The sequence below is a fragment of the Ensifer aridi genome (genome assembly GCF_002078505.1).
Taxonomy (GTDB): Bacteria; Pseudomonadota; Alphaproteobacteria; order Rhizobiales; family Rhizobiaceae; genus Sinorhizobium; species Sinorhizobium aridi.
This window is the reverse complement of sequence record NZ_LUAV01000002.1, coordinates 571,156-589,094: the sequence shown is the minus strand read 5'-3', so window position 1 is coordinate 589,094 and position 17,939 is coordinate 571,156. Positions and strand designations below refer to the sequence as shown.

Sequence of the window (17,939 nt, the reverse complement as noted above, 5' to 3'; positions counted from 1 at the left end):
GTATTATCCGGCTGCAGCAAGTGACATTTCAGGTTTCAAGGCTTGGCCGCGCGATGCGGCGACAATGGCATCGACGTCGAGAATGAGCGCAACCCGCCCGTCACCGAGAATGGTCGCCGCCGCGATCCCGGGAACGTGGGTGTAGTTGGCTTCGAGGCTCTTGATCACCACCTGGCGCTGGCCCTGGATCGCATCCACCATCAGAGCCCGCTGTCCACCGCCCTCGGATTCGACGAGGAGCGCCACGCCGTCGACGGGGTTCGCCTGCGTCGCCCGGAAGTTCAGGATCCGGCCGACATCAACGAGCGGGCAGAAGGAGTTGCGAATCGAGATCAGCCGCTGGTTGGCGCCGAAGCTGTGGATTGCCGACGCCTCGGGCTGCAGGGTTTCCACGATTGCCGTCAGCGGCACGACGAGAGTCTGGTTGGCGACCGTCACCACCATGCCATCGAGAACGGCAAGCGTCAGTGGCAGGCTCATCGTGAAGACCGAGCCCTGCCCCGGCTTCGAGGAGATATTGATGCGGCCGCCGAGCGCCTGGATCGAGCGCTTGACGACGTCCATACCGACGCCGCGGCCGGAAATGTCGGAGATCTTGTCGGCGGTCGAGAAGCCCGCGTGGAAGATCAGGTTGTCGATCTCCTCGTCGGAAAGGTTTGCATCCGCCGCGATCAGATCGTTGTCGATTGCCTTCTGCCGCACCTTCTCACGGTTGATGCCGGCGCCGTCGTCGGCAAGCTCGATGACGATGCGGCCAGAGCGGTGCTTGGCCGTCAGCCGCACCGTGCCTTCCGGGTTCTTGCCGGCGGCAATACGCTTTTCCGGCGTCTCGAGGCCGTGATCGACCGCGTTGCGGATCATGTGCGTGAGCGGCTCGGCGAGCTTGTCGATGACCGTCTTGTCGACTTCCGTATTCTCGCCCTCGGTGACGAGACGAACGGACTTGCCGGTCATGTCGGCGATTTCGCGCACGATGCGGGACATGCGCTGGAAGACCGGCTTCACCGGCTGCGCACGGATCGCCATGACGCTGTCCTGGATTTCGCGGGTGAGCTGCTGCAGCTCCTCGAGACCCATGTTGATCGACGACGTGCCGTTGGTGTCGTTCTCGATCACGCTCTGCGACAGCATCGCCTGGTTGATGACGAGCTCGCCGACGAGATTGATCAGGCGGTCAACGCGATCGAGGTCGACGCGGATCGTCGGCGTCGCCGCCGAGGCGGCCTGCTGGGAAGCGGCCGACTGCGCTGCGGCCGACGCCGCGCTCCTGCCGCTTTCGGCGGGCACGCGTGCAGCGCTCGGCGTCATCTGCACCACGTTCGAGGTCGCTTCCGCGGCCGACCCCGCCAATTCGCGAATGTCGCGCTCTCCCGCAACGGTCCGATCCTCTTCCTCGACAGACGCGCGCGGCTCTTCGTCGAGCATAGAGAGATCGAACGGCACGGGCTGCATCGGCAGTTCCTCGTGCGCCTGGGCCTGATCGTCTGCAAGCATCACCTCGAGCTCGCAGTCCCATTCGGCGAACTCGAAAACGGAGCGGATCGCCTCTTCAACCTTGTCGGTCTTCAGCGAGATCTTCCAGGCGAAATAGGCCGCCTCCGGGTTCATGCGGTCGAGCGCCGGCAGGCCGTCCATGTCGCAATGGATGCTCATCTCGCCGAGACGCGACAGATCGCGCAGGAGCAAGGTCGCGTCGTTGCCCTTGGCGTAGAGATCGGACTTGGGCCTGAAGAGGATCTCGTAAGTGGGCAGATCGATCGCCGGCTCTTCGCCCGTTTCGAACTCCTCGAAGGAGAAGGCAACGGGCTGGAAGCCTTCCTCGTTCACCGGAGGAACAGGCGCGGCAGCAGCCGGCGGGGCTGCCTTCGGCGCGGGTTCGGCGGCGGCTTGCGGCACTTCGCCGTTCGCGAGCGCCTCGAGTTCCTTGATCAGTTGCCGGCTGCGCGCCTCGTCGACGCTGCCACCGTCGCGGGCGGCATTGGTGAGGTCGGCGAGCACGTCGGCCGATCTCAGCATGACTTTCAGGACTTCCTGATTGGGCTCCAGCCTGTTGGATCGAACGCAATCGAGCGTTGTCTCGAACACGTGCGCGAACGAGACGAGGTCATCCAGCCCGAACGCGCCGGCGCCACCCTTGATGGAATGGACTGCGCGAAAGACGGCATTGACCGTTTCCGGATCGCGGTCGCCGTCGTTGAGCTTGAGGAGACCCGACTCCAGTTCCGCGAGTTGCTCCTCGCATTCCTGGAAGAAAATCTCTTTGATTTCGTTCATATCCATTGGAGGCTATCCCCGGATTTTCAGGCCGTTACGCGCTCGATCGCATCGATCAGCTTGGTGGGGTCGAACGGCTTGACGATCCAGCCGGTGGCGCCTGCCTGCCGCGCGCGGTTCTTCTTCTCCGCGTCGCTTTCCGTGGTCAGCACGAGGATCGGTACGGCGCGATAGCGGTCGTTCCTGCGTACGCCCTCGATGAAGCCGAACCCGTCGAGGCGGGGCATGTTGATGTCCGTGACGATCACGTCCGGGTTGGCGTCCTCGAGCTTTTCGAGCCCCTCGACGCCATCCTCAGCCTGGATCGTTTCGAATCCGGCATTGTTGAGGGTAACGAGAAGCATGTTCCGGATTGTCCGGGAATCATCGACAGTCAGCACTCTCTTCTTCATGGCTCAAATCTCCTTCGCCATCAGGGGGGCAACGTCCACGCCGATGAGCTGTGTCGTTTTAATGAAAGCGTCCGACACCTCGGCAAAGGTGAAAGACAAGTGATCCTCTTCCCAGCTTCTGGCGGCAGCCATCAGCACCTGGACGCAGAGCGCACCTACCCGCTCGACGGCGGATGCATCGATCGTCACGGCGCCGCCCTTCAGGGCCAGGAGCCTTTCATGCAGCGCCGTCGCCTCGTTCAAATCCAGAACCGGAGCGAGCTTCAGCTTTTTTCGAGCGGTATTCCTGCTGGCCATTTTGTTCCCTCAACTAGCGCCGCCATCCGGCGAAATGCCGCTCCGAGACGGCGTCATCGCCGAACGGCATCTGCAGTTCGTCTTCGTGCTTTTCCGGCAGCAGGGCGGGCGATTGGGCGAAGGCCGCTGCCGAGGATCGCGCCTGCCGCTCGAAACGGAAGCGGCGGATCGTCTGCCCGAGTTCGAGGATGACGCTGTGAAGATCCTCCGACGAAGCCGCCGTCTCGCCGGCGAGCGCCGCACCGCGGCCCAGCGCCTCGGAGATGCCGCCGATGCCGGACGCTGCCGCGGCAACATCATTCACCTGACATTCCGAATTCCGTGCGATGCCGGTAACGGCCTCGTTGATGGAGATGACCTGCTCGGCGATGCTGCTGATCGCATCCTGGGTGCGGCCGACGATCTCGACGCCGACCTCGACCTGGGTCTTCGTTCCGCTAACGAGTTGTTTGATCTCGCGCGCCGCTTCGCCGGAACGCTGCGCTAGCGCGCGGACCTCTTGGGCCACGACCGCGAAGCCGCGTCCGCTCTCGCCGGCGCGCGCCGCCTCGATGCCGGCATTGAGCGCCAGAAGATTGGTCTGGAAAGCGATTTCGTCGATCACGCCGATGATCTGGCCGATCTTCTCCGCCGAAGCTTCGATGTCGGCCATGGCCGAGATCGCCTGGCCGGCGATCTCGCCGCTCCGTTCCACCGCCACGCGCGTCGCGCTCGCCTTGGCCTCCGTCTCGCCGATGCGGATCGAACCGGAGCGCATGCGTTCGGTCACGGCGCCAAGGGCGCCAACGTGCTGACTGAGGGCTTCAGCCTCTCCTCCAATCTTGCCGGAGAGTTCGGTCACCTTGCCCTGCAGCTCCGAGACGATGGTTTCGGCCGCGCGGGCGCGTTTATCCGCCGTGAGCAGTGCTTCCTGAATTTGGGTCAATGCCGCATTGAGACTGGCGACGATCGCGCGATAGGCCTCCGGCACGTCCTCCGGAAGACGAGCGGCGAGGTTCCCGTCGCTAAGAGCCGCGACGAAGTCCGAAAACAGCGCCGCCACCTCGGTTTCGTCGCTCCGGCGCTGCTCGGAGAGTTGGCGCTGATGCTGTTGGCGAAGCGCGTTGAAGCGCAGCGAAACGGCAATCTCGGTGTCGACGAAGGCAGCGCGGACGAGAGCGGAGACGAGGTCGCTGAGTTCCTTCCTGCGCGCCCTGCCGAAGGGAAGCAGGGATTTCGGCCAGGCGTCCTCGATCGCGCCGACGATGAGATGCTCCAGCACGACCGCGTGACTCGCGATCTGCCAGCGCGGGTCGAGGCCCATGCGGCCTTCCGTATCGGCGAGCACCTTGACGCGCTCGGCATAGAGCCCGTCGAAACGAGCGTCCGTAAGCACGTTCCAATGCGATGATTGCAGGTCGTGAAGGCGGTCGATCTGGCGATCGCTCTCGAAGTGGCGCGCCGCCTCCGGATGGCCTTGCAGGCGGTTGAAAAGCTCGCGCAGCGCAAGCTCGACGCGCGGCGACAGCGCCTGCCGATGACCGCGAAGGAGTGCACAGGTCTCTTCGTCGAGACCGGCAAAGCGCAGGCGCTCCAGCAGGCTGCCGGCCTGGCCCCTTTTTGCCTGTTCTGACGCTTCCTGCTTCACGCTAATCCCCGGCTACTGACGCGCGGCGCTCAAGTGCGCAATCGAAATTGCCTGAGGGAGGATCGCCCGCCGGCGGCCGGTCACGCCAAGTCGATAAGATCAGCGCGCCCTAAGCGTCTGCTATCGTCCGCCCCACAAGTAATTTCGGTGAAGAATGGATACCGGACCGGAACCGGTACGGCGGTGCGGCATCATGCCTGGTGAAGAACCTGAAAAACTTCCCATTCCGACGTGTGGGACCATGTTTATGGTTAATTCCTTGCTTGAAGGTTAACGGTTCCCGGCCCGTAGTCGGAATCGCTAAAATTCAACCACAGCTTTACCGATCACTGTTTCTGCACTGTCTATAGAGGCGCGAAGCAACAGGTTTTCAATCACAAGAGTTTAGAATTGCGGTTCTACTTGCCGTCCAGTATCGAGACGGATGTGTAAATGGCGCGGACCACGCGTGCAGTACGATCGTCAGGTACAGGGCGACACCATGAGGGTGCGCCCACGGGAAATGAACAATGATTGTTCTTGGGATAAGCGCCATCATCACTGCAACACTCGCTCTGGCCGCGATTTCGATCGTCGTCAATCTCGAGCACAGGCGCCCGGCGAGCAGAAACTCCGTATTCTGACAGCTTTAAGCCAGCCGAACCTGCTTCTCTTGAACCCGCACTTGTCTTGCGCGAGATGACGCGCTCGCATTACTCTGTCGTCCACAGATGGGTTATGAAGGACGACCGTCCGCCTGCACATGCGCGGCGGTCAGGCGGCGCCATTCGTCGGCATAGTCGGCATAGACTTCGCCTGTCGCATCCGTCACCGGTTCCGCGCCTGTTCTGACGCGGGCGCCCGCGACGAGGCAGGCCGCACCGAGGCTGGTTCCCGTGCTGCTGAGCCTGTTGGCGAGGACCGGCCGTCCGCTGGCGGCGGCAAGCATCCTCAAATAGGCGTCGTTCGCGGCGAAGGGGCCTTCGACGACGATCTCTCCCTTGGCACCGATGAGATCGAGGCAGGTCGCCGTCATCAGAGCGAGATGGAAGGAGACGACGGCGAGCCGCTCGGACGGGGTGAGTTTCTCCTCCCCGGTTGTCCAAAGCGGATTTGCGGAGGGGAAAGGACCGGAACCGCCGGGCACCGACGGCAGCAGCATGTGTCTCGCCGCAAGGACACGCGCCTCGGCCTCGCGCGAGGGCGGCGGCGGATTGTCTCCAACAAGCAACGAAAAGGCGCGACCGCCCATGAAGCGGGCCGACGGGACCGGATCGCCAAGCGCGTTGACATTCACCAGCGTATCGCGGTGCTCATCGAGTTCCACTGCGTCGGCGCCGACGGCGAGCATGACGACCCAGGTTCCGGTCGACACCACTGAAAAGGGGGCACGGCGCGTCAAGAGATGCGGCAGCAGCGAAGCGTTGGAGTCGTGGATGCCGCAATAGACGGGCAGGCCGCGCGACAGGCCTGTTTCGCCCGCGAGCGGCGGCAGTAGCCCGCCGATCACGTCGCCCGCCCTACGCACCGGCGCAAAGAGATGGCGCCAGCCCTGTTCCTCGACCATCGCCGAGAAGCTTGCCGCCTTCGGGTTCCAAAGGTCGGTATGACAGCCGAGCGAGGTCAGTTCGTTCGTCCGCACGCCGGTCAGCCGATAGGACCAGTATTGCGCATAGGTGAGGATCGTCGCGACGCGGGCGAAATGCTCCGGAAACATGCGCTGCTGCCAGAAGAGCTGGGCACCGACATTGAGCCCCATCGGCAGGCGGGCCGAGCCGGTTTCCGCAAAAGGCGGGCGCGCTCGGTCATAGTCGTCGGCGAGCGCATCCGGCCCGGCGAACTCGTAGTCGAGCACAGGCAAGGCAAGTTCGCCCGTCTCATCGAGCAGCGCTGCGGTCGCGCCATGCGTCGTCACGGAAATCGCGTCGACCGGTCGCTCGCGATTGAGCGCGCCGAGGCCGTCGAGAATGAAGCGCCACAGCCGTTCGGTGTCGAAATGCGGATAGAGCCCGCCGTCGACCACCGCGTTGGCCGTCTTGCGCACGGCAATTTCCTCGAAGCGATCGAGGTCGACCAGCGCGACCTTGGCATTCGTCTTGCCGATGTCGATGACGGCGACGGTTTTCATGGCCCGATCAGCTCAGGTGGAAGACGGTTTTGAGCGGCACCGCGACCGGCTCGTTATCCGCGCGGGTTTCCATGATGTCGGCCATGTAGGCCCACCATTTCTGCATGACCGGATGTGATGGCAGGTCGGCCATCTTGTGATCGTCGGTCCGCCAGAGAACACCGAAGAGCAGGTTGGTTTCTTCGTCGAGATGGATCGAATAATCCGAGATGCCGGCGTCCTTGAGAAGCTCGACCAGCTCGGGCCAGATCGCATCGTGGCGCGCCTTATACTCCTCGGCCATTCCCGGATTGAGCCGCATGCGGAAAGCGTATTTTTCCATGGGGATCAGACCTCACTGCGCAAGACGGCGACGGGCGCGCTGCCAGAGGATCGGCAAGGCGATGACCGAGATCAGGAGCAGGCCGATGAAGATCGACATGACGATGCCGGGAACGTTAAGCAGACCGAAGCCGAAGGTGACCATACCCATGATCAACGCCGCCAGCACGACACCCGGTATGGTGCCCGAACCGCCGAGAATGTTGACGCCGCCGAGCACCACCATCGTCACGACTTCGAGTTCCCAACCGAGCGCGATCGAGGGACGGGTGGAGCCGAGACGCGACGTGAGGCAGATCGAGGCAAGGCCCGCCATCAGGCCGGTGAGCAAGAAGAGGGTGAATTTCACCCGCGCCACGCGGACGCCGGAGAACAGTGCTGCCGTCTGGTTGTTGCCGATGGCATAGACGGCGCGGCCAAAATTCGTCTTGTGCAGGAGCACGCCGTAGACGACGGCGAGCAGAACGAAGAGCGTGAACTCGAAGGAGAAGACCCACCAGACATAGCCTTGGCCGAACCAGGCGAAGCTTTCCGGATAGCCGGTGAAGGCCTGGTCGCCGAGGACGATGAAGGAGAGGCCGCGAAACAGACTCATGGTGCCGATCGTCACCACGATCGACGGCAGGCCGAGGCCGGTGATCAGGAGCCCGTTTACGATGCCGCAGATGAGTCCGACACCGAGGCCGATCGCAACGAGCGCCGGCGTGTCGAAGCCGAGCTGGACGGCATAGCCCATGGCGGTCGAGGCAAGCGCAATGATCGACGCGACCGAGAGGTCGATCTCGCCGGAAATGATCACCAGCGCCATGGCGAAGGCGATCACCGCCTTTTCGGTGAAGTTGAAGGTGGCGTCGGAGAGGTTCCACGGATCGAGGAAATAGGGCGAGGCGAGCGAATTGCCGAGGAAGATGGCGGCCGCCACGACGATGAGCAGCGACTCCCAGCTTTTGAGGAGGCGCGCGCCGCGCCCCTCAAGACGATCGGGGATGTTGCGGGGGGAGATTTGGGCGTCCGCCATCAGACAGCCTCCGCTTTCTTGAGAATGACCCTGCCCTTGCGGCGCTCGGCGCGCGCGTTGACGGCAACGGCGATGATGATGACCGTCCCGGAAATCGCCATCTGCGCGAAGGGCGAGATGTTGATGACCGGCAGAGCGTTCTTGATCACGCCGAGGAACAGCGCGCCGAGCACGGCTCCCGGCACCGAGCCGATGCCGCCGGCGATCGAGATGCCGCCGATGACGCAGGCAGCGATAATGTCGAGCTCGAAGCCGGCGGCGATGTCCACATACGCGACCGCATAGCGTGAGACCCAGAGATAGCCCGAAAGCCCCGCAAGGGTGCCCGACAGGCAATAGGCGAAGAAGCGCGTGCGGCCGACATCGATGCCGGTGTAAACGGCAGCATGCGGATTGCCGCCGACGGCATAGAAGGCGCGGCCGAGCGGCGTGCGGCCCATGATCATGAACATAAGCGCGATCATCGCGAGCGACACCCAGGAGAGTACCGGCATGCCGGCAACATCCAGCCGCGGCAGAGCCTTGAATGCGTCGCTCATCTCATGCGCGTTGATCCACTTGCCGTCCGTCAGGAGGAAGATCAGGCCACGATAGATCGTCAGCGTCCCGAGGGTGACGACGATCGGCGGGATGTTGAGCTTCCAGACGAGCGTTCCGTTGATCGTGCCCAGCACGCCGCCGAGTGCCATGGCGGCGATGATGACGAGCGGAACCGGCAGGCCGGGAACGGCGCTGTTCAGCATGGCCGCGACCATGCCGCAGAGCGCGAGATTCGCCGCCATCGACAGATCGATGCATCGGGTGAGGATCACGGCCATCTGCCCGAGCGCTAGGATGATGAGGATGGAGGTGTCGTTGTAGACGCGGGCGAGGTTTGCCGGCGCCACGAAAGCGGGAAAGCGCAGCGCGATCAAGGCAACGAGCACGGCGATCGCCACTACGAGCAGGATTTCGCGATTCTTGAGGAGCTTTGCCATCATGCGGCCCTGCCATTGACTTGCGCTTCGATGCCGGCGGCGGCGCGGACGAGCTTTTCGGCCGTCAGTTCGACCCGGTCGAACCGGCCGGCGATGCGGCCCTCGCGCATGACGATGACGCGATCGGACATGCCCATGATTTCGGGAATTTCCGAGGAAACCATGATGACGCTCAAGCCCTGGGCGGCGAGTTCGCTCATGAAGGCGTGGACGGCGGCCTTGGAACCGATATCGATGCCTTTGGTCGGCTCGTCCAGGATGATAACCTTCGGCCTCGTCGCCAGCCATTTGGCGATCACCACCTTCTGCTGGTTGCCGCCGGAGAGCGTGCCGACATCCTGGTCGAGCGAGGCCGCGCGCAGATCGAGGCGCGACGTATATTCGCGCGCCAGCGCGAATTCGTTAGCGAGCTTCAGGAAGCCCGAGCGTGAGGTGTGTGAAAGCGACGGAAGGGTGACGTTCTGGAAGATCGGCATGCCGATGATCGCGCCCTGGCGGCCGCGCTCCTCCGGTACGTATACGATGCCGGCGCGGATCGCTTCGGCGGGACTGCGGATCACCAGCACCTCACCATCGAGCCTGACTGCGCCGGCCGATGGTCGGGTGATGCCGATCAGCGACTGCATGAATTCCGAACGGCCGGCGCCCACGAGGCCGTAGAAGCCAAGGATTTCACCGCGCCTCAATTCGAAATTGATGTCTTCGAACTCGGTCGGATGGCGATAGCCCGAAACGGTCAGCACCGGCTCGCCGCTCGCGACCTCCTTCTTCGGGTAGACCGAACCGACGGCGCGGCCGACCATCATGCGCACGAGATCGTCCTGGCTCACATCGGCGATCAGCCCCTCGCCGACCATCGCGCCATCGCGGAAGACGGTGTAGCGGTCGGCGATGCGGAATATCTCGTCGAACTTGTGGCTGATGAAAAGGATCGCCTTGCCGTCGGCCTTGAGCCGCTCGACCAGAGCGTAGAGTTCGTGGATCTCCTTGTGCGAGAGCGCCGCCGTCGGCTCGTCCATGATGACGACGCGGGCGTCAACCGAGAGCGCGCGGGCAATCGCTACCAGATGTTTCTTGGCGATGCCGAGGTCGCGTAGGCGGATCGTCGGGTCGAAGTCGGCGCCTGCCCGGTGCAGCAGCGCTTGCGCATCCGCATTGAGCTTCTTCCAGTCGATCAGGCCGAAGCGGTTGCGAGGCGCATGGCCGAGAAAGATGTTCTCCGCAACGGAGAGCTCGTCGAAGAGCACGGTCTCCTGATGGATCGCGGTCACTCCGGCGCGTGCCGCGGCAAGCGCGGTCGGGAACGTCGTCTCCGCGTCGGCGACCCGGATCACCCCGGCATCGGGCTGATAAATGCCGGTCAGGATCTTGACCAGCGTCGACTTGCCGGCGCCGTTTTCACCGATCAGTGCCGTCACCGACCCCGGATAGAGCGCGAGCGAGACATCCGAAAGAGCGCGCACGCCGGGGAAGGATTTCGAGATGCCCTCGAGCGTGATGGCGGGCTTCATCCGCGATGTGGTTTTATCCTGCAACAAGAGAGAGTCCACTAATTTCAGTCGTTTCAATCGAGCGGCGGTCGTTCATGAGGCTCTCACGGCGCGGCTGCCCATCTCCTCGGGTTTAACCCCAGGACTAACCCGCTCCCCGCTCGCGGGAGAGGGGACCCCCTCGGAGCCCGCGGTTTCCGCTAGCGTCAATAAGGGGCGAGGCGTCGCCGGCTGTTCCCTTCTCCCCGCCTGCGGGGAGAAGGTGACCGGCAGGCCGGATGAGGAGCGAAACACCCCTCATCCCCTCAGATCAAAAGATCTTCGCGAATTCCTCGACGTTCTTGGCATCATAGACGAACGGATCGGCCATGGCGCCTTCATTGTTTTCGTCGAGTTTGACCGTGCCCATGCGGCCCATCTTCAGTTCCGCGCCGGGCTTGGCTTCGGCACCGTTGATCAAGTCATAGGCGATCATGGTTGCCGAATAGCCGAGGTCGATCGGGTTCCAGATGGCGAAGGACTTCGAAGCGCCGGATTTCACGTGGCCGGCCATTTCGGACGGCAGCCCGAGGCCGGTGACGTTGATCTGGCCGATCTTGCCGGCGTCGGTGACGGCCTGCGCCGCGGCGACGATGCCGACCGAGGTCGGAGCGATGATCGCCTTCAGGTTGGGATAGGACTGGATGAGACCTTGCGTCTCGCGATAGGACTTGTCCGCAAGGTCATCGCCATAGACGGTCGTCACGACGTTGATGCCCTTGTAGTTGCCCTGGACCTTCTTCATCTCGGCGATCCAGGTGTTCTGGTTGGTGGCGGTTGCCGATGCCGAGAGCACGGCAACGTCGCCGCCTTCCGGCAGATGGTCAGCGGCGAGCTTGATGATCATGTTGCCGATCAGCGCGTTCGAGGACGGATTGAGGTGCATCATCCGGCCTTCCTTGGCCACACCCGAATCCCAGGAAATGACCTTGATGCCACGGTCCATCGCCTTCTTCAGGGCCGGGACGAGCGCATCGGTATCATTCGCCGAAACCGCGATCGCATCCACCCTCTGGGCGATCAGCGAGTTGATCACCTCGATCTGACCTTCCGCCGTCGTCGAGGTCGGGCCGGTATAGATGACCTCGACGTCGCCGAGTTCCTTGGCGGCTTCCTGGGCGCCCTTGTTGGCGGCCTCGAAGAAGCCGATGCCGAGCGCCTTGACGACGAGCGCGATCTTCTTCGTCTCCGCATGAGCGGCATTGGCCATCAGCGAGACCGCAACGACGGCCGTGACCATCAATGATTTCAGGATCTTCATCACTTTCTCCTCCCTTGGGCCCGCATACGGAATGGATGCGTCCGGCCCGACAACTCTGGACACCTTCCCGGGCTTCACCGGGAAGGCCGTTCCCCCTCTCCTCATCCGCCTCCGGCGGATGTTGAAGCAGTTTCGGCGTCGCTCGCCGCCTTCGCATTGGCGATGATCAGATTGACGCCGGCATTTTCGAGCATCGAGGCATGCCTGTCCTCGATGCCCGAATCGGTGATCACGGTGGCGATGCGCTTGAGCCCGCAGAGAATGAGACTCGATCGCCTGTGAAATTTCGAGGAATCGACGAGCACCACCAGCTCGTCGGCTTGGTCGATCAGCTTCTGCTCGGCCTGGATCAAAAGCGGATCGGCCTCCATGAGGCCGAGCGGCCCGAGCCCCTGCGCACCCATGAACATGCGCCGCGCATAGAAGTTGCGCGTCACGTCGTTGTCGAAGGGGCTGAGGATGATGTTCTGCTCGCGATAGATCGTGCCGCCTGACAGCATCACCGTATTCTTCGAGTGCTTGAGCAGGTGCTCGGCAATCGGAAAGGAATTGGTGAAGACCTGCATCCTTCGGTTCGCCAGGAAATGCACCATCTGGAAGGTCGTCGTGCCGCCATTGATGATGATCGGCTCGCCGTCCTGGCAAAGTGCCACCGCCTCCCGGGCGATCGCCTGCTTCTCCCGCGCATGCAGACCTTCGTTGACGCTGAAGGGGCGGCCGGCGAGGCCGACGAACTGCGGCGGATTGATCGCTTCGGCGCCGCCGCGCACCCGCCGCAGCCGCTTCTGCACATGCAGCGCGGCGATGTCGCGGCGGATCGTCGCCTCCGAGCTACCGGTCAGGTCCACGAGCTCAGGCACGGTCACGACCGGCTTTTCCTGCACCGCCGACAGGATGATCCTATGTCTTTCTTTCTCGTGCATGCGCTCCTCCAATGTCGTGCATGCTTCCACCAGTCCCGAGCATTGTCAATCATGATCAATCATATTTTTCCATTGTGCGACGCAATATGCGCGTTTTTGATCGTTTTTGATTGACATCCATGCATTCACCGTGTGATCTGAGTGCAACGATATCGCCGCGGTCCTGTGCGCCGCGGCCAGCTGACCCGGGAGGAATGAAGATGCTCGACAAGCAACAGGGCGCACGCCTGACCAATCTCTGGGACGAGGGCAAGGCGGCAGGAATGACCGAGCCGGAAAAGCTTCTCTACCGCTCGAATCTTCTCGGATCGGACAAGCGTATTACCAATTACGGCGGCGGCAATACCTCCGCCAAGGTCATGGAAAAGGACCCGCTTACCGGCGAGATGGTCGAGGTCCTGTGGGTCAAGGGCTCAGGCGGCGACGTCGGCACGATCAAGATGGACGGCTTCGCGACCCTCTACATGGACAAGCTCCGGGCGCTCAAGGGCATCTATCGCGGCGACGAATTCGAAGACGAGATGGTCGGCTACCTGCCGCATTGCACCTTCAATCTCAATCCGCGCGCCGCCTCGATCGACACGCCGCTGCACGCCTATGTGCCGAAGGCGCATGTCGACCACATGCATCCGGACGCGATCATCGCCGTCGCCGCCTCCAAGAACAGCAAGGAATTGACGCAGAAGATCTTCGGCGACGAGATAGGCTGGCTGCCGTGGAAGCGTCCGGGCTACGAGCTCGGCCTCTGGCTCGAGAAGTTCTGCCTCGAAAACCCCAGCGCGCGCGGCGTAGTGCTCGAAAGCCACGGCCTCTTCACCTGGGGCGACACGGCGAAAGAAGCCTACGAGACGACGATCGAGATCATCAACCGGGCCATTGCCTGGTTCGAGGCTGAAAATGCTTCCCCGGCCTTCGGCGGGCAGGCGAAACCGACGCTTGCCGCCGCCGAACGCGCAGCCATCGCCAAGAAGCTGATGCCGGTGATCCGCGGCCTGATCAGCGCCGAAGAGAATAAAGTCGGCCACTTCGACGACAGCCAGGCGGTGCTCGACTTCGTGACCTCCACCAATCTGGAGCCGCTGGCGGCGCTCGGCACGAGCTGCCCCGACCACTTCCTCAGAACGAAAATCCGGCCTCTGGTGATCGATTTCGACCCGGCGAAGCCGGACATTGAAAAGACACTTGCCGGCCTGCCCGAGGCGGTGGCCGCCTACCGCGCCGACTACGCCGCCTATTACGAGCGCTGCAAGCGTGTCGACAGCCCGGCGATGCGCGACCCGAACGCCGTCGTCTATCTCGTGCCGGGCGTCGGCATGATCACCTTTGCCAAGGACAAGGCGACGGCGCGCATTTCCGGCGAGTTCTACGTCAACGCCATCAACGTGATGCGCGGCGCTTCGGGCGTGTCGACCTATGTCGGCCTGCCCGAGCAGGAAGCCTTCGACATCGAATACTGGCTGCTGGAGGAAGCGAAACTCCAGCGCATGCCGAAACCGAAGAGCCTCGCCGGGCAGATCGCGCTCGTCACCGGCGGCGCCGGCGGCATCGGCAAGGCGACGGCCAACCGGCTGATGCAGGAAGGCGCCTGCGTCGTGCTCGCCGACATCGATGAGACGGCGCTGGAAGCAGCGCAAATCGAGCTTGCCGGGCGTTACGGCAAGGACTTCGTCCGCTCCGTCAATATGAACGTGACCAGCGAAGCGGCGGTCGAATCGGGCTTCGGCGACGCGCTTCTCGCCTTCGGCGGCCTCGATATCCTCGTCTCCAATGCCGGCCTCGCCTCGTCGGCGGCGGTCGAGGACACGACGCTGGCGCTCTGGAACAAGAACATGGACATCCTCGCGACCGGCTATTTCCTGGTGTCGCGCGAAGCCTTCCGCATCTTCCGCAATCAGAAGGCGGGAGGCAATATCGTCTTCGTCGCCTCGAAGAACGGCCTTGCCGCCTCGCCCGGCGCGTCCGCCTATTGCACCGCCAAGGCCGCCGAGATCCACCTTGCCCGGTGCCTGGCGCTCGAAGGCGCGGCGGCGCAGATCCGCGTCAATGTCGTCAATCCCGATGCGGTGCTGCGCGGTTCCAAGATCTGGACCGGCGAATGGAAGGAACAGCGCGCAGCCGCCTACAAGATGGACGTCGACGAGCTGGAGGCGCATTACCGCGAGCGGTCGATGCTGAAGCGCAGCGTCTTCCCGGAGGACATCGCAGAGGCCGTTTACTTCCTCGCTTCCGACATGTCGGCGAAATCGACCGGCAACATCATCAATGTCGACGCGGGCAATGCCCAGTCCTTCACCCGCTGAGTCGGAGGCAATCATGACAGAGATGATCAGCACGTCCGTTCTCAATGCCGAGAACGCAAGCCGCGAGCCAGAGCTCAAGCGTGACTACGACAGTCTCGGCGAGCGGCTCTCGGGCCGCGGCATCGACATCGATGCGATCAAGAACAAGGTTGCCGCCTATGGCGTCGCCGTTCCCTCCTGGGGCGTCGGCACGGGCGGTACGCGCTTCGCCCGCTTCCCCGGCCCGGGCGAGCCGCGCAACATCTTCGACAAGCTCGAGGACTGCGGCGTCATCCAGCAACTGACGCGGGCGACGCCGACCGTTTCGTTGCACATCCCGTGGGACAAGGTGGCCGATCTCAGGGCGCTGAAGGAGAAGGCAACGTCGCTCGGCTTGGGCTTCGACGCGATGAACTCCAACACCTTCTCGGACGCGCCCGGCCAGGCCCACTCCTACAAGTTCGGCTCGCTCAGCCATACCGATGCTGCCACGCGCCGGCAGGCCGTGGAACACAATCTCGACTGCATCGAGATCGGCAAGGCGCTGGGTTCGAAAGCGTTGACGGTCTGGATCGGCGACGGCTCCAATTTTCCGGGGCAGAGCAGCTTCACCCGCGCCTTCGAGCGTTATCTCGACTCGATGAAGGCGGTCTATGCCGCACTTCCCGATGACTGGCGCGTCTTCACGGAACACAAGATGTATGAGCCGGCTTTCTATTCGACTGTCGTGCAGGACTGGGGTACCAACTACCTGATCGCACAAGAGCTTGGGCCCAAGGCCTTCTGCCTCGTCGACCTCGGCCATCATGCGCCGAACGTCAATATCGAGATGATCGTCGCCCGGCTCATCCAGTTCAGGAAGCTCGGCGGCTTCCACTTCAACGATTCGAAATATGGCGACGACGACCTCGATACGGGTTCCATCGACCCCTACCGCCTGTTCCTCGTCTTCAACGAGCTCGTCGATGCCGAGACACGGGCCGCGGAAGGCTTCAAGCCGGCGCATATGCTCGACCAGAGCCACAATGTGACAGACCCGATCGAGAGCCTGATGACGAGCGCGATGGAGGTGAGCCGCGCCTATGCCCAGGCGCTCCTCGTCGACCGGCGAGCGCTCGAGGCCTATCAGCAGGATAACGACGCGCTGATGGCCTCGGAAACGCTCAAAGCCGCCTTCCGTACTGACGTCGAGCCGATCCTCGCCATGGCAAGGCTCGAAAGCGGTGGCGCAATCGCACCGGTCGCCACCTATCGAGCGGGCGGCTACCGCGCCAGGGTGGCCTCCGAACGCCCGGCGGTCAGCGGCGGTGGCGGCGGCATCGTCTGAATCTGCTACTATAGAATGGTGTGTTCCGACTCACGATCCCGGTCGATGCGGCCCGGGATCGTCCGGGCTTTTAGGCAAACAGGCCTTTGTTCACCCCGCGTTACGCAGCGGCAGCAGACCAACCATAGCCGGTCCGTGCCGGCATCCCGTTTGCGCAGAAAAATCGCCGCGCGATCGAATTGCCCTCTACTGATCCAAGATCATCGGCTATCTTTTTCCTCCGGGTACAACCGAAAGGAACATTGATGGGTATCGAAAGCATTCTGGTTTTGCTGATCGTCGGCGCCGTTGCCGGCTGGCTCGCCGGCCTCATCGTTAGCGGCTTCGGATTCGGCCTGATCGGCAACATCGTCGTCGGCATCATCGGCGCCCTGATTGCCGGCTATCTCTTTCCGGCGATCGGCATCACCCTCGGCACCGGTATCATGGCGGCGATCATTCACGCGACGATCGGCGCCGTGATCCTTCTGGCGCTCATCCGCATCGTCAAACAGGCCTGAAATGGCGATATCCGAGTGAGGATTCGCCTACCATCGGAACCGGTTTGAGGACAAGATCATTCAGCGATAACAACCGCTACGGCGACCTCCGTCCGACCAATCAGGCGCGGACGCGGGAGCGACACGCTCCGGTCGTGGTCGCCGCGCAATGACAAAGCGGAGGGAAAGATGACCGAGCTCTATGCCGAGAAGGTCGAAACGGCATTGCAAACCTATATCGACGATCACTCCGGCACGTTGACGCGCGAGCAGGCGATATCGACGATCCTCGAAAAGTGGTTCGCCAGCCACGGCTATCTGCCGCCGCAGCAGGAGGGCCGACGCCCCGAAGATCTTGACGCCTCGAACGACGACTGAGACATTCGCTTTCCTCCACGAATTCGCAGAGACCGCCGAAACGGCGTTTCGTCGCCGCCTCTCTTTCGTTCAAGAGCATAGATAGCCCGAAATGAGCCTAGCCTCTGTCAAGCAGTTCTTTTCTCAACACGCACCGGATATCGACGTCGTCGAGCTCGAACAGAGCACCGCGACCGTGGCGCTCGCAGCTGAAGGCCATGGCGTCGAACCGGCGCAGATCGCCAAGACGCTTGCGCTCCGGGTCGGAGACGACGTTATCCTGATCGTCACACGCGGCGATGCGCGCCTCGACAACAAGAAGTACAAGGCACGTTTCGGCACCAAGGCGCGCATGCTGGACCTCGATGAGGTCGAGGCGGAGACGGGCCATCCGGTCGGGGGCGTCTGCCCCTTCGGTCTTGCCAAACCCCACAACGTCTATTGCGACGAATCCCTCAAGGCTTTCGACGTCGTCGTGCCCGCCGCCGGCGCGACCAATGCCGCGGTACACATTAGCCCGTCGCGCATCGCCGAGTTGACCGGTGCGGAATGGATCGACGTGTCCGCACTGTGATTCCTTGATTCTCTCTAGAGAATAGCGATGAGGAACATCACCGAGCCGAGCGAAAGTGCGGCAATGATGCTCATCAACACTCTCATCATGTGTTCGGTCATTTCGTACATCCTTATCCTCAACTCCCTACTGCATGTTTCCTTAAATCGTAGCCGATTTAAGGATGAAACATGCAGCATTCAAAGTGCTACAGCGAC

General features: G+C 62.8%; 16 protein-coding genes. 5 read left to right on the top strand and 11 right to left on the bottom strand.

Annotated elements, in window-relative coordinates; translation table 11 throughout:
* Positions 1–3 precede the first annotated feature (3 nt).
* The 11 genes from AYK65_RS03085 to AYK65_RS03035 form a co-directional block, all read right to left on the bottom strand.
* Positions 4–2,280 (bottom strand): chemotaxis protein CheA, encoded by a 2,277-nt coding sequence (locus AYK65_RS03085; protein ID WP_081157895.1) that lies wholly within the window; start codon positions 2,278–2,280, stop codon positions 4–6.
* 20 nt (positions 2,281–2,300) lie between these two features.
* Complete coding sequence (locus AYK65_RS03080; RefSeq protein WP_026613245.1) at positions 2,301–2,666, bottom strand: response regulator; 366 nt, start codon at positions 2,664–2,666, stop codon at positions 2,301–2,303.
* A gap of 3 nt (positions 2,667–2,669) precedes the next feature.
* Positions 2,670–2,963, bottom strand: a complete 294-nt coding sequence (locus AYK65_RS03075; RefSeq protein WP_026618227.1) for an STAS domain-containing protein — start codon at positions 2,961–2,963, stop codon at positions 2,670–2,672.
* 13 nt (positions 2,964–2,976) lie between these two features.
* Positions 2,977–4,590, bottom strand: a complete 1,614-nt coding sequence (locus AYK65_RS03070) for a globin-coupled sensor protein (RefSeq protein ID WP_046119874.1) — start codon at positions 4,588–4,590, stop codon at positions 2,977–2,979.
* Positions 4,591–5,305: 715 nt separating this feature from the next.
* Positions 5,306–6,697 (bottom strand): FGGY-family carbohydrate kinase, encoded by a 1,392-nt coding sequence (locus tag AYK65_RS03065; RefSeq protein WP_081157894.1) that lies wholly within the window; start codon positions 6,695–6,697, stop codon positions 5,306–5,308.
* A 7-nt stretch (positions 6,698–6,704) separates the two neighbouring features.
* Positions 6,705–7,019 (bottom strand): L-rhamnose mutarotase, encoded by a 315-nt coding sequence (gene rhaM / locus AYK65_RS03060; RefSeq protein WP_046119876.1) that lies wholly within the window; start codon positions 7,017–7,019, stop codon positions 6,705–6,707.
* Positions 7,020–7,031: 12 nt separating this feature from the next.
* Positions 7,032–8,036, bottom strand: a complete 1,005-nt coding sequence (locus AYK65_RS03055; protein WP_081157893.1) for an ABC transporter permease — start codon at positions 8,034–8,036, stop codon at positions 7,032–7,034.
* Positions 8,036–9,016 (bottom strand): ABC transporter permease, encoded by a 981-nt coding sequence (locus tag AYK65_RS03050; protein WP_046119878.1) that lies wholly within the window; start codon positions 9,014–9,016, stop codon positions 8,036–8,038. Before AYK65_RS03050 ends, AYK65_RS03055 begins: the two co-directional genes overlap by 1 nt.
* Positions 9,013–10,524 carry a sugar ABC transporter ATP-binding protein gene (locus AYK65_RS03045; protein ID WP_046119879.1) on the bottom strand — a complete coding sequence of 504 codons (1,512 nt, stop codon included), beginning with the start codon at positions 10,522–10,524 and terminating at the stop codon, positions 9,013–9,015. Before AYK65_RS03045 ends, AYK65_RS03050 begins: the two co-directional genes overlap by 4 nt.
* 289 nt (positions 10,525–10,813) lie before the next feature.
* Entirely contained in the window at positions 10,814–11,803 is a 990-nt protein-coding gene (gene rhaS / locus AYK65_RS03040) for a rhamnose ABC transporter substrate-binding protein (RefSeq protein ID WP_046119880.1), read from the bottom strand.
* A 101-nt stretch (positions 11,804–11,904) separates the two neighbouring features.
* Positions 11,905–12,726 (bottom strand): DeoR/GlpR family DNA-binding transcription regulator, encoded by an 822-nt coding sequence (locus AYK65_RS03035; RefSeq protein WP_026613254.1) that lies wholly within the window; start codon positions 12,724–12,726, stop codon positions 11,905–11,907.
* A gap of 200 nt (positions 12,727–12,926) precedes the next feature.
* Here AYK65_RS03035 and AYK65_RS03030 point away from each other — a divergent pair, with 200 nt between their 5' ends.
* The 5 genes from AYK65_RS03030 (at position 12,927) to AYK65_RS03010 (ending at position 17,742) form a co-directional block, all read left to right on the top strand.
* Positions 12,927–15,026 carry a bifunctional rhamnulose-1-phosphate aldolase/short-chain dehydrogenase gene (locus AYK65_RS03030; RefSeq protein WP_026613255.1) on the top strand — a complete coding sequence of 700 codons (2,100 nt, stop codon included), beginning with the start codon at positions 12,927–12,929 and terminating at the stop codon, positions 15,024–15,026.
* Positions 15,027–15,039: 13 nt separating this feature from the next.
* On the top strand, positions 15,040–16,332 hold the full coding sequence (gene rhaI / locus AYK65_RS03025; RefSeq protein ID WP_046119881.1) for an L-rhamnose catabolism isomerase: 1,293 nt from the start codon (positions 15,040–15,042) through the stop codon (positions 16,330–16,332).
* Between the two features lie 245 nt (positions 16,333–16,577).
* Complete coding sequence (locus tag AYK65_RS03020) at positions 16,578–16,832, top strand: GlsB/YeaQ/YmgE family stress response membrane protein (RefSeq protein WP_026613257.1); 255 nt, start codon at positions 16,578–16,580, stop codon at positions 16,830–16,832.
* A 168-nt stretch (positions 16,833–17,000) separates the two neighbouring features.
* Positions 17,001–17,189 carry a hypothetical protein gene (locus AYK65_RS03015; protein WP_081157892.1) on the top strand — a complete coding sequence of 63 codons (189 nt, stop codon included), beginning with the start codon at positions 17,001–17,003 and terminating at the stop codon, positions 17,187–17,189.
* 91 nt (positions 17,190–17,280) lie between these two features.
* Positions 17,281–17,742, top strand: coding sequence for a YbaK/EbsC family protein (locus AYK65_RS03010; protein WP_046119883.1), 462 nt, complete (start codon positions 17,281–17,283; stop codon positions 17,740–17,742).
* The last annotated feature ends 197 nt before the right edge of the window (positions 17,743–17,939 follow it).

Bases quoted from the DNA above. Each gene is read 5' to 3' on its own strand.
- AYK65_RS03085 (WP_081157895.1), bottom strand. From the start codon at position 2,280: ATGGATATGAACGAAATCAAAGAGATTTTCTTCCAGGAATGCGAGGAG.
- AYK65_RS03080 (WP_026613245.1), bottom strand. From the start codon at position 2,666: ATGAAGAAGAGAGTGCTGACTGTCGATGATTCCCGGACAATCCGGAAC.
- AYK65_RS03075 (WP_026618227.1), bottom strand. From the start codon at position 2,963: ATGGCCAGCAGGAATACCGCTCGAAAAAAGCTGAAGCTCGCTCCGGTT.
- AYK65_RS03065 (WP_081157894.1), bottom strand. From the start codon at position 6,697: ATGAAAACCGTCGCCGTCATCGACATCGGCAAGACGAATGCCAAGGTC.
- rhaM (WP_046119876.1), bottom strand. From the start codon at position 7,019: ATGGAAAAATACGCTTTCCGCATGCGGCTCAATCCGGGAATGGCCGAG.
- AYK65_RS03055 (WP_081157893.1), bottom strand. From the start codon at position 8,036: ATGGCGGACGCCCAAATCTCCCCCCGCAACATCCCCGATCGTCTTGAG.
- AYK65_RS03050 (WP_046119878.1), bottom strand. From the start codon at position 9,016: ATGATGGCAAAGCTCCTCAAGAATCGCGAAATCCTGCTCGTAGTGGCG.
- AYK65_RS03045 (WP_046119879.1), bottom strand. From the start codon at position 10,524: ATGAAGCCCGCCATCACGCTCGAGGGCATCTCGAAATCCTTCCCCGGC.
- rhaS (WP_046119880.1), bottom strand. From the start codon at position 11,803: ATGAAGATCCTGAAATCATTGATGGTCACGGCCGTCGTTGCGGTCTCG.
- AYK65_RS03035 (WP_026613254.1), bottom strand. From the start codon at position 12,726: ATGCACGAGAAAGAAAGACATAGGATCATCCTGTCGGCGGTGCAGGAA.
- AYK65_RS03030 (WP_026613255.1), top strand. From the start codon at position 12,927: ATGCTCGACAAGCAACAGGGCGCACGCCTGACCAATCTCTGGGACGAG.
- rhaI (WP_046119881.1), top strand. From the start codon at position 15,040: ATGACAGAGATGATCAGCACGTCCGTTCTCAATGCCGAGAACGCAAGC.
- AYK65_RS03020 (WP_026613257.1), top strand. From the start codon at position 16,578: ATGGGTATCGAAAGCATTCTGGTTTTGCTGATCGTCGGCGCCGTTGCC.
- AYK65_RS03015 (WP_081157892.1), top strand. From the start codon at position 17,001: ATGACCGAGCTCTATGCCGAGAAGGTCGAAACGGCATTGCAAACCTAT.
- AYK65_RS03010 (WP_046119883.1), top strand. From the start codon at position 17,281: ATGAGCCTAGCCTCTGTCAAGCAGTTCTTTTCTCAACACGCACCGGAT.